Source organism: Flavobacterium sp. Arc2, from assembly GCF_041431385.1.
Taxonomy (GTDB): Bacteria; Bacteroidota; Bacteroidia; order Flavobacteriales; family Flavobacteriaceae; genus Flavobacterium.
Genome location: NZ_JASMRH010000037.1, coordinates 19,668 through 32,239 on the forward strand (window position 1 = coordinate 19,668; position 12,572 = coordinate 32,239).

The window sequence follows — 12,572 nt, forward strand, 5'->3', positions numbered from 1 at the left end:
TTAAAGAAGTTGATATCATGGGAATTGTTTTCTTTACACGGCTTTTATTTTCATCGATAATTGCTTTTAAAGCGTACCCGTTTAGATAGTTTTAAAAAAAGGTCCAACTTTAATTAAAAAGTTAAACCCTTATATTTTTTAACTTACATACTTTTTAGGATAGTTTCTTAAATTGCTATAACATTACTAATTATTTCATTTAACTACTATTTTTTTACTCGCCGAAAAACCATCACTAATAACCTGCAAAACATAAATTCCAGAACTACTATTATTAAATGTTAAATCCCACTTATTAAACCCATTTTCTGAAGTATTTACATTTATTTTTCTTCCTTCTAAATCAAATATTTTAATTTCAATTTTTCCTAAATCTAAATCTTTGCTAAAGGCAATTTCAAACCTATTATTTGTAATAGGATTGGGGAAAACCGTTAGTGACGATTTTATTAAGACAAACTCTTCATTTGATAATGTTTCATTTGTTTCTTCAAAATTCCATTCAACAAAATCCTGATCATTTTTTACAATGAAACTTAATTTACTAGCTTCGTCTTTTAATCTAACATTATGTACATTTTGAAAGGGCAGATATACTATTGTATTAGCATCAACTTCATAAACTTGGGTTTTTTTAGGTGTGAAATTTGATGTATATCTGGCTATATTAGAAATTCTAACTTGATCTAAATCTGCTTTAATCATTCCAGAATATCCTCCACTATAGCGTTCTGCTATGTTAAGTGACAAATTAGAACTTATTAAATTAAAATTAGTACTTGTATTTTCTTGTCGTACTACACCATTAACAAAAAGTTTTGTTGTGTTTCCTGAATGTGTAACAGCAATATGCACCCATTCATTATTTTTTAGTTTCCCTCCTGTTGCATTTGAATTTAAAGCTGCACTAGTTGAATGAGAAATAAACTTAACCGAATAATCTGAAGTACCCACATCTGTAATTTCTATACCAAAGACTGGTTGTTGATCTAGAATAACATTACTGTTACTATTACCCTCTTTTAAACGCATCCAAGTTTCAAATGTATAATCTCCTGTAAAGTCTAAAGTATTATTTGGTGTTTGTCGTGCATACATATATTGGCTTCCTCCAAATTCCCCATAACCATCAAATCCTCCTTGTGTAGTAAAAACTTCAGTTTCAGACCAAGAATCAGCATAATACTTATTATCAATCATAGATTTAACTCTAAACTGATAGACTTTACCGCTAGGATTATTTATTGTATAACTTTTTGAAGTAATCCCACTAGCTACCTCTGTCCAATCACCTTGATCTACTTTTTGCTCTAGCGTAAATTCATTCCAATTAATTCTCTCACTTGTTTCCCAACTAACAGTAAAATCGTTACCAGACCCTGCACTCCTAATTGATGTTATTTGTGGATTTGGCATAATATCAAAAGTAGCTCCGGTTATTGTATTGTATCCAGCTGAAGCGTTAGTCCACCCTTGGATATCATACCATCCATTTATGTTATTATCATTATACCAACCCCAATTTATATAATAGTAAGGAACGTTATTAATTTCTTTATAACCATTTACAACAAAAACATGCCCGTCTCCTGTTCTACTTGCATCAACAGCAACTGGAACAGGATAACCAGCTAAAATATTTTCTTTCAATCTTGTCCAAAATGGAGACCAAGTTACATCTTCATAATGACTGGTATAGCGAAAGAAGCTTTCGTAAGCAAACGGTGTTTTACTAATATTAGAAGTCGATCCACTAGGCTCAAAATTCATCTCTAAAGCACAATCTACACTATAAAACAATTCCCCTATAGCTTTTCGTTGAATATCTGTTGATGCTTTACCATTATATTCATCAAGCATATTAGACCAGTCATAATCTATATTATCAAAAAAAGAAGCATGTCGTACCAATGTTCCATTATAATTATCTGAAAACACATTACTGCCTATCCCTTTTACGGGCCACTTATAATAATTTAAAACTTGCGACATAGAAATTGCTACACATCCAGCAGACGAATGACTAGGCGTATAATAATTACCTGCATATACAACATTACCATTATTATCTACACAATTTACACCTCCCCAAACATCGGTTAAAAAAGGTTCTACTGTTTGCGCAAAAGAAATGGTACTAATTAATGATAGTATAATTAGAGCTCTAATTTTAAATAATTTCAAGTATAAAATATCTTTTTTCATGTCATATATTTTAAAAACCGCACATAGAACTCCTTCAATAAAAGTTAATCTACTGATTATTAGTTTTTTATTTAAAATAAATATTTGTTAATTCGTTGGAAGAACATAATCTTCACTTGTCCAAAAAACGGTATTTATTAGCTTTATGAAATAACTATACTCCCCTTTTACTTCTATTTTATCAAAATCGGTTACAGGATCAAAAGCTGATAGATTATTATCTAAATCTAATTGTAACAGCGTTTTGCTATCAAATACAAATCGTTCAAAATGATTAGGTTCAAAATCTGACGGGTATCTGTCAATATATGATACTCTTATATCATCTAAAGAGCCTTTAAAGAAATTTATATTTCCACCTCTATACATATAATTGAAATCAAGCCAGGTATCGTTTACAGGTTGTATCCAAAGCGGATCAGCACTTGAATCAATTAATTTTCCGTTTATGTAAAATTTAGCTATACCATCTGAAGAAGAACGCGATATGGCTACATGAACCCATTCATTAAATTTAAGATTAAGGTTTGAATTACTAGTTTCCATTGTTCCTAACGGTAAATTATCATCATCCAATCTATTATACTTTACAGCATAATCGGCACTAGCATCTCCAATTAAATAAAGTTCAAAGTTTTTACCACGTTCACTAATAGTTGCCCCTTTAGCAGTCTTCCCTGAAGGTTCATTTGCGTCACCTAATAATGCGTCTGGATCCACTTTAATCCAAAGTTCATAAGTCCAATCTTCACCAGACATAGTACTTAAATCTGTAGAACTAGAACCACTAAAGGCATAAAACCTGTCATCATTAGTGTCTGACCCTGTAAAAGTTGGATAAGTTAAGTTAGCTCCTTTGACAAAGACTGTATCAATTTGGACAATAGTACCTGGATATACAGGAAGTGCCTCTCTTTCACAAGATGTAATTGTTAAACTTCCAAGAATAATTAAAAAGCATATAAATTTAAATAGTTTCATATTTTTAAGTTTTTCGTTTTATTATTATTATTTTTTAAGGTGTGAACCATCCATTTATTGACACATCTTCATTTGGAACTCCGTACTGAGGATTTACGCCTCCAAAAGTGTAAAATGGCTCTACAAATACTTCCAGCTGTTGGGCAGGAATTGGAAAATGAAGTAAAGAACCATCTTGTAATTGGCCTGTTCTACGCATATCAAAATATTCAATTCCCATACCTGTTAAAGGAAGTTCAATGGTTCTTTCGTAAGTTATGGCGTTTTGTATTTCTACTTTATCATCTATAGCTACAGGCGGCAGGCCTCCTCTTGTTGTTCTTGTTCCTGCATTAATACTATTCGCTGCTTCAGCTAATCTATCCAGTCTTAATAACGCTTCGGCCTTAAATAAATCTATTTCAGCTTTACGCATCATGATAACTGGCCCAAAAAAATTGGCATTTATCCAACTGTCTAAACGTGAATATCGGTAAGTAGACCATCTGAACTCACCTCTTTCTGGCCTATTATTAGATGCATCATATTGAAAATCTGTTTGCACTCGCAAATCATTTGAAATGATACGCCCTTCATGCGGTAAAGTATTTAATCCTCCTTCTGGCCAATTTGCAGGAATTGTTTCATCTAATAAATGAACAACTCTCATGTCCACTTTCCCCCAACTCGTTCTAGCCATATAATATTTATACCAAGACATCCATTTTCTATCGGCAGCGTTACCATCACCTTCTACATTAAAATCTTCTGTTATTCCTCGCTCTGCGTGATATAGAACCTTTTCCCAATCAATAGCATTTGTTTGTTCTTTATTCCTTGGAGCATACACCAAAAGACGCGCTATGAATGAGTGTGATAATTTTGACATGTCTTGATTTGTAAAGGCATTGCCGTTAATCCATTCTGATGGAAGCACAAAATCATTGCTATCAAATACTAGAATGGCTTTTTCTAATTGACTAATTGCCAAGTTTATTGAAGCTGTATAGTCTGTAACTTCGAGACTAGTATAATCTGTATTTTCATCAGATGGATACCCTTTATCATAAACCAAACCTATATAACCATTACCTAGACCTTGCATAAAATATGCATAGCCTTTAACCATTTTGGTTTCGTCTCCATTGTTACCTATTTGTACTCCATTATTAAGACCAGTCAATACGTCGTTAGCTGTTGTAATAACGCCATACATATATTGCCAATAATTTTTAATAATAGAATGCTGCGCATAAGAAGGTGAATTATCCATAAAAATTCTTGGTTCTTCACTCATATCAAGGGTGCCATAATTTGCAAAATTAACAGTTCCCCAATCTGCCATAACCCACATAGCAGGTCCTGGTGATCCAAAATTATGCTGTTCCTGGCTAAACCAAGTGTTAAACAAGCCAGAAGCCAAGCTTCTTATTCCATCAGACGTTGATAGTACTACGCTCCTATCAGGATCATTATAGTTTTCCACTTCTAAATTACTACAGCCAATAAAAAGAAGACTTGTAGTTACTACTAATAAAAAATATTTATGTGTTTTCTTTTTCATATTTATTAAAATTTAACTTGTATAGATAATGAGTAGTTTCTAAAATTAGGATATCCGAAATTGTCAAAAAGAAATCCATCCTCCCCAACTTGAGGATCATAACCAGTATAGTCAGTTATAGTCCAGAGGTTACGACCTATAACCCCCATTTTTATTTCTTCGATATGTATTTTTGCAAAACCCTTAGTGTTCTTATTAAGTGTGTAGTATATTGAGGCTTCATTAAGCTTTACATAAGTTGCATTTTCAACCCAAAAACCATTTATAGCATCAGCATCATATAATGATTGATAGTAGTCAACTGTTTTTTTGTTCTCTGGCTTGGTATGAATTTGATCTATAATACCAAGACGATTATCTCTTACTAAGTATTGCGCTGTGTGGTTATATAAATCGCCACCTTGTTTCCATTGCCATAACATGTATACTGAGAGATTTTTATAGCTAAAAGAAGTATTTAGTCCCAAATTAAAGTCCGGGTTAATATCTCCTATTTTCTGTACTTTTTCAGCACCAGTTTCATCGGTAATAACAAAAGGTTTTTCGTTTACAGTACCTATATCGCTTGTTAAAACTACAACACCATCTCGATTAACTGAGTAATTGTTGATATCATCACCATCAGCGAGCTGTTGTTTCATTCCATCTAAAGTCCTAACAAAATCGACCCCATACATAGTTCCAAATGTCTCTCCTTCTTTTATTCTAAACGTATTTCTTGGACCTGTTCTATATTCAGGAATAGTTAGCTTAGTTATTTTTTGTCTTGTGCGATCAAATGTTATGGTTGCATCCCAACTAAAATCATCGGTTGAAATAATTTGCGCATTTAACATGGCTTCAAGTGTTTTACTTTCAAGCTCACCTGCATTCACATTTTGATAAGGAAATCCTCCAGCATGTGAGGCTAATGGTGCTAACAAGTATTGATCAGTAACTTTAGTATTTGAGTAGGTCGTTTCAAACCTAAATCTATTTAGAAAAGAGGCTTCGATTCCAATCTCCATTTCTGCTGAACGAGATGGTTTTAAATCTCTATTCCCCAAGGTGTTTTTAGATGCTATACCATCACTTAAATTAAAGGTTTCATCTTTATCCCCAAAACCTGGTCTTAATCCAGATGTTCCATAAGCGGCCCTAATTTTCAACTCTTGAATTCCGGGTAATTCGATGTCTTTTGTAATACGATAAGCTCCAGAAACACGAAAGTAATTTTGCCATCTTTCATTTTCACCAAAAAGTGAAGAACCATCCATTCTATACAAACCATCTAAAATATACCTGTCTTTAAAAACGAATGAGGCAATTGCAAAATAATTAGTCGCTCTTATATCTGAAATAAAACTTACAGCATCAATATTAGCTGGGTCAAAATTATCAAATATTGGAAAATCATTTAAAACAAAAGACGTTCCATTAGTTGTCGTACTTTCAAAGTGATTATCTTCATTCAAAAAACTTAATTTTCCATTAAAATCTAGATCTTTCCAAGTTTTTTTAAAGTTAACAGTCGCTCTTAATGTTTGATTTAAAGCTTTGTAGTTTTTTCTACTTAATGATCCACCTGTATAAGAAAGTACCATTGGGTTAAGCAGATTAAGCTGTAAAGGATCTGCATTAGCATCTATATAGTTAGGTAATAAATCATCAATAGTAGTTTTTGGAGATAATATTTTATTATTATAATCTTCTAACTCAAAAGCATAAGAAGCGTCAAAACTAACGACTTTATTCAATTTCCAGCTAATATCATAAGCACTTAATAATCTACTTTTTTCAGCTGTACTTTCCTTTTTTCCCAAATCATACAACGGGTTGGCAAACTGCGTGTTCCATTGGTTTGGATAATAATTATTTTCTTGACCATCAATATTCTTTTTAAACAAATCAACATCTGGATCTGTCGATGCGACTTCAAAAAAAGCACTTGTTCCTCCTCCTAAATAATCATTGTTAGTACGTATATAATTATTGCTGGCAGAAATCTTTACATTATCCGAAATAGAATGATCTATATTTAGCCTAAAACTTTGGCGGTTGTACCCACCTGTTTCTATAACTACACCTTCACTTTTGTTATTTTCAAATGAGGTATATAAATTGGTTTTACCCGATTTATGACCTACACCAACATAATTAGTAATATATGTACCATTAGCAAACATTTCTTTTTGCAAATCATTATTAACCCTATATGGTAAATCTTGATAGTGATCGTCTTTTTCGACACGATTTCCACTAATTCTTGGATCCCATCCAGAGACATAATCACTTGGATAATTAACAAATTGATATTTTGTATATGTATCAGTATCTAACCAAGTAGGATCAAGACGATAATGATGAGATGTAGATAAATCTAAAAGATTGGCTACTTTTTGAAATCCTAATTCATTTCTAATAGTTACTGTCGTTTTTCCATTAGCTATGTTTTTACCTCTTTTTGAAGTTACCACAATTACACCATTTGCTGCTTGAGAACCATAAAGCGCTGCTGCTGCTGCTCCCTTTACAACTTCTATAGATTCTACATCATCTACATTTATGTCTGCTAAAGATCCTCCCATAATTACCCCATCAATTAAAAGCATAGGACTATTACCGCCTCTAACAGATGTTGATCCTCTTAAAACAATATTAGCACTTCCTCCAGGAGAACCACTAAAAGAGCTAACTGTAACACCCGCCATTTTACCTTGTAAAGCTGAAGACACTGACGTTTGTGGTGCTTTTCCTAAATCTTCTGAATTTATTTTGGCAACTGAAACCGACATTTTTTTACGTGAAGTCCCAGAAGCAACTCCAGAAATAATGACTTCGTTAAGAATGTTCATATCTGGTTTTAAATGAACAACAATAACACTTGTTTTGTTATTAATTTTAACTATTTCATTTAGAAAACCTAGATAGGAAAACACCAATACATCTGTTGGATAAACGTCAATATTAAATTTGCCATCAAAATCTGTTGTCACACCATTACTTGTTCCTTGAATAATTATTTGTACCCCTGGTAATGGTGTGCTCGTATCATCATAAACAACGCCCGATACATTCCTCTTTTCTTGCTGGTCTAGATAGGTATCTTTTTTTCTGATAAGAATAACATTTTCTTTAATGGAATATTCTATATCTAAATTTATGAAAGCCATATTCAGGACTTTTGATACTGAAGCATTTTTGACATTTACAGATACTTTTTTGTCTAGATCAGGTAAATTACTACTAAAAAAAAAGTCGTAATTAGTTTTGCTAGAAATTAAATTAAATAGCTCCTGAACTGTTAGCTGCTGGTTTATTGTTAATGATATATCTTCACTTTCTTTCAGTATATTAGCCGCAATATTTGTTGAAAATGAACACACACTAATGACACTAAAAGCAAAAGTTAACAGTCTCTTTTTTGATTTTTTCAGATGTATTATATTAAAATAGTTCTTCATAAATAATATTATATAAGTTAAAATTTTATTCGAAAAATAGGGTTACTTCATCATTTTTTATTTTATAACTAATCCCTTCTGTATACTTAAGCATTTGTAAAAAATGCGTTAAACTATATTCTTTTTTTAATGTCCCCGTAAACCTATATTGCTTAATATTTTCATCATTAAGAATAAACTTAACTGGATACCAAACACTTAATTTTCGTATCATATTCTCTAGCGTTTCGTCTTCAAAAATCATTCTATTCGTAGTCCAAGACACCGCTTTTTGAACATTTACTTTTTCCACTATTATAGTACTTTGATTGTTATATAAAGTTGCTTGGCTACCTGGTTTAATCACTTGACTTTCACCTTGTTGGTTTGAAACATTTATGGATCCATCGATTAAAGTTGTGCTTGTATAGCCATTAGATTCGTAATTAGACACATTAAACTCTGTTCCTAAAACTTGAATTTTCAAATCCGAAGACTGAACAATAAAAGGACGATCTTTATCATGAGTTACATCAAAAAACGCTTCCCCTTTTAAAGTGATTTTACGTAATTTAGAAGTCGTCGAGTTTGTAAAACTTATACTTGTATTTGAGTTTAGCTCAACATTAGTACTATCTACCAAGATTAATAGATATTTTTTTCCTTTGGGAACAATTATTTTATATTCCGCATTTTCAGATGTTTTTAAATTTTTACTTGCAGCAAAACTCATAGCATCAGAATTAACGTTTACTAATACACCATTTTCATTTAACCAGCTCTTGTTTTCTATGTCGGAAATCACATAGTACTTATTGTCTGGTGTTTGCAATAGTAAATCTGAAGTATTAAAATTGGTTTCAACTAGATTGTCAGCAAACGTGTTCTTTGGTTCATTTAAAAGGAATAAAAGACTCGTTACCGAAATTAAAGTAACTAAAATAGCTGCATATTTTAATAAATTACTTAAACTAAACACTCTAGGTTTCTTAACCTCTTTAACAGCATAATCCTTCATTAAATTATCATACTGTTGTTTAATAAAGTCTTGTGATTTTTCAGATTTCTCATTATCAATATGAAGGGTTTTTAATTTCTTCAATATATCGATAGCTTTGGCAAATTCTTCTTTATCTGATTTATTTAAACCGGCCTCAATATTAGACCAGTATGCATTGTTAGTTATATAATTTGAAGTTACCCACGCAATGAACCCATCATTGTTTAATAATTTTTTTACGCTATTTTTTTTAGAACTTAACATAGTTACTTAAAGGTTTTATTACTCTTAAGAGTTGATTTATTAATTTTGTACTATACCTTTTTTGTTAATTTGTTAATTTTAACAAAATATAATTAACGCAAAATCTAAAGCAATGCACATACACTAAATAAATGCCTGTTTTTCTTAATTTATTATATCGCCAAAAAAGATAGCATTCATAAACAATTTGTTTGTACCATACCAAGCTCCTCTAAAATTAGGATTATCAGCAAACAACACCACGCGTCCTTTTCCTATTCTGCTCACAATTATAGAGGCCGACTTTTTAATATAATTATCTATATTCTCCTGAGACAAATAACCATCAATATGTGGTGTTTGTGTATACTTAGCAACGGTTGAAAAACGATTTTTGCTTGGCACCATAAAGACTTTGTTGTTTTTATACACTGGAATATTTTGATCGTGATAACCATAAGCGACGGGGTGTGTTGTATCGAGGTCGACGGCAACAATAGCACCTCCTATTTCTTGTTTTCCGAGAGTACCTCTTGAGTCTGTATAATTAATTCTTGTAGCTACAGAATCTGAAACTTTCTTAATTAAACTTTCATTAACTATTTTATTATTAATAGCCCAAGAACTAGCTGTTCGTATTGTGATTAACGTATTTCCTTGTGCCACCCAGTTATTTATTCTATCATAACTTATTTTCGAAAGCATGTTATAACTTCCAGATACCATAACCATGACGTTATATCTTTCCAAATCTATCCTACCAAACATATTACCAGAAACTTTAGTAATAGGCATTTGCATACGTTGTTCAAATAAGTGCCAAACTTCCCCAGCTTCATAGGCCGAAACTCCTTCTCCTACAAACATCATTACCTTAGGTTCTTTTAACACTGCAAAGTTAGAAGAACCTAAATCTACTCCTGTTGTACTAAAACCAGTGTTAACCGAATAAATCTGGATATTATATGCTTTGCTTGCGTTGTTAATTATTTCAAACAGCTCTTCTTTATTACTGTTTTGTAAACTAACAGGTATTAATAAAGTTCCTCTATCGAATGAAACAACATCGTTATTTGTAGATATAAAAAAAGGCTCTTGTGCTGTTTTTACAATAATACCTTTTTGCTGTAATTTATATAAAAGCGCCGGTGCATAATAATCGTCCCATGGTATTAAATAAGCATAATCGCTTGCTTTAAAATCTGCCGTATATACTATATTATTTTCTGGAGTGATTTCATTTTTTAGCGAAGTTGCTTTTGAAAGCGTGCTATATTTCATGTTATAAAAATTAGCCGTAGACCAAGAGGAGGCATCATAAAACACACTATCACGATACTTTCGGTTGGTTTCAAACATAGTGCGCACCATCAAATATTCTTTTTGTTCTGTTGGTACAACAAAAGAATAATCTTTTTTAAAAGTCTTACTTTTTAGGACTAAATCTTTATCTAAAGGATATACTTTTATTTTATGTTTTAATAATAAACCTATAAATTCTTTGTTCCTGTTTTTATCATAATTATCTCCAAAAACATATCCTTTAATATTACTTTTAGAAGCCTGATTTATAGCATTTCTAAAAAATTCATTCTGATAAGTATATAATAACTCTTTATTTTTAATGGCTGCTTTTATGGTTGCAAAAGAACTTACATATTGATTTCTAATGGTAAAAGCAAAAGACAAATTTCCTGTAGCTGTTTCTTGTATATGCCCTCTAGAACCTGCTTGCTCAAATAATAATGCTAACGAGCCTTGTAAATCACCATAAGTTGAACCATATCCTGGGTACGTAGCATCATATTTTTCCTTTGTAAAATATAAAGATCCTATTTCGTCTAAATCTGCCACATATTCTTTAGCAAAGGCAGAACTTAAAGTGGTACTATTCTCTATAGGAGTTACAGGGTTTAAAGATGCCGAAGCTTGTTTGGGCTCAAAAAAATAAGTGCTATTTGTTCCCATTTCATGAAAATCTGTAACCACATTTGGATACCACTCATGAAACCATTTTAATCTTGCATTACTTTCTTTTTGAACTGCTAAAAGCAAATCTCTATTTAAATCAAACCAATAATGGTTCGTTCTCCCATATGGCCACTGTTCATTATGCTCTATATCGTACTTATCTGAAATTAACGGATTTCCTTTATAGGAATTAGCCCAATTGGCATAGCGATCTCTACCATCTGGATTAATGGTTGGATCTAAAAATATAATGGTTTTATCTAGATACTCTAGTACTTTTGGGTTTTCTGAAGCGACTAAAGTATAAGCTGCTAATAAAGCCGCTTCTGTACTAGAGGGCTCATTGCCATGAACATTGTACCCTAAATTAATAAAAACAGGTAAATTTGAATAATCTGTTATATTCGTTTTTTCATCAACAACTTGCAAGTGTTTTTCTTTTAATGACAATAGGTTTTTGTGATTTTCAGAAGATGTAATTGTTAGTATTACTAGTTTTCTACCTTCGTTTGTGTCTCCATAATACTCTATAGTTGCTCTATTAGAAATTTCCGCAAGCTTTTCCATATAAGCAACAACCAAATCATGTCTAGTATAGGAATCTCCAATAGGATAGCCCAAGAATTCTTCTGGACTCGGAACATTACTATTAAAAGGCTTATAGTCTTCAGTGAAATAATTTTGCGAAAAAACCACAGATTGAAATAAAACAAATACTATGATTGTTAGCTGGTTAATCTTTTTCATATAGATTGATGAATTTTGCGTTATACAAACTAAAGAGTATAAAACACCTATATGTACTATAAGAAAACTGTTAAAATTTAATTTTATTTACTGAACAAAAGAAAAAGGAACTCTATATAATTTTCTCCTAATTTGCGAAGCTTTTTTATTGCATTACCTAGAATATTCCTAACTGTCTGATAATTAATGTCAAGTAATTCTGAAATCTCTGTGTTATTAAAGTTTTGAAAATACTTTAAATAAACTATTTCTCGTTCACGGGGACTTAATTTATTAATGATCTCCTTTAATTGATTTAGAATTACTTCTTTGTCATGATCATCATCTTCATGAAAAATGGTACCTTCATTTAAATCAAATTCTAATTGATTCTCTTTTTTAACTACTAGATTCAATTAATTAATGCAACTCTCAGGAAAAAAGATAGGATAATTTTTTCAAAAGAAAGGACATTTAAGTC

The 12,572-nt window shown here is 31.5% G+C and carries 7 protein-coding genes; all 7 read right to left on the bottom strand.

All coding sequences use genetic code 11. From position 1 onward, the window contains the following. Window positions 1–195 precede the first annotated feature (195 nt). Window positions 196–2,205: a C10 family peptidase gene (locus QO182_RS18175; RefSeq protein ID WP_371563265.1), complete on the bottom strand. Its 2,010-nt coding sequence runs from the start codon at window positions 2,203–2,205 to the stop codon at window positions 196–198. Window positions 2,206–2,292: 87 nt separating this feature from the next. Continuing rightward, the gene (locus QO182_RS18180; protein WP_371563267.1) at window positions 2,293–3,186 is read right to left on the bottom strand and encodes a LamG-like jellyroll fold domain-containing protein; all 894 of its coding nucleotides are present in this window, start codon (window positions 3,184–3,186) and stop codon (window positions 2,293–2,295) included. Between the two features lie 34 nt (window positions 3,187–3,220). Continuing rightward, a complete protein-coding gene (locus QO182_RS18185) occupies window positions 3,221–4,729 on the bottom strand; it encodes a RagB/SusD family nutrient uptake outer membrane protein (protein ID WP_371563269.1) in 1,509 nt (502 codons plus the stop codon). A gap of 5 nt (window positions 4,730–4,734) precedes the next feature. Next, entirely contained in the window at window positions 4,735–8,172 is a 3,438-nt protein-coding gene (locus tag QO182_RS18190; RefSeq protein ID WP_371563271.1) for a SusC/RagA family TonB-linked outer membrane protein, read from the bottom strand. Window positions 8,173–8,197: 25 nt separating this feature from the next. Continuing rightward, on the bottom strand, window positions 8,198–9,415 hold the full coding sequence (locus QO182_RS18195; protein WP_371563274.1) for a FecR family protein: 1,218 nt from the start codon (window positions 9,413–9,415) through the stop codon (window positions 8,198–8,200). Window positions 9,416–9,559: 144 nt separating this feature from the next. Beyond that, a complete protein-coding gene (locus tag QO182_RS18200) occupies window positions 9,560–12,112 on the bottom strand; it encodes a M14 family zinc carboxypeptidase (protein WP_371563276.1) in 2,553 nt (850 codons plus the stop codon). Window positions 12,113–12,195: 83 nt separating this feature from the next. Next, window positions 12,196–12,507, bottom strand: a complete 312-nt coding sequence (locus tag QO182_RS18205; RefSeq protein WP_371563279.1) for a sigma-70 family RNA polymerase sigma factor — start codon at window positions 12,505–12,507, stop codon at window positions 12,196–12,198. Between the last annotated feature and the right edge of the window lie 65 nt (window positions 12,508–12,572).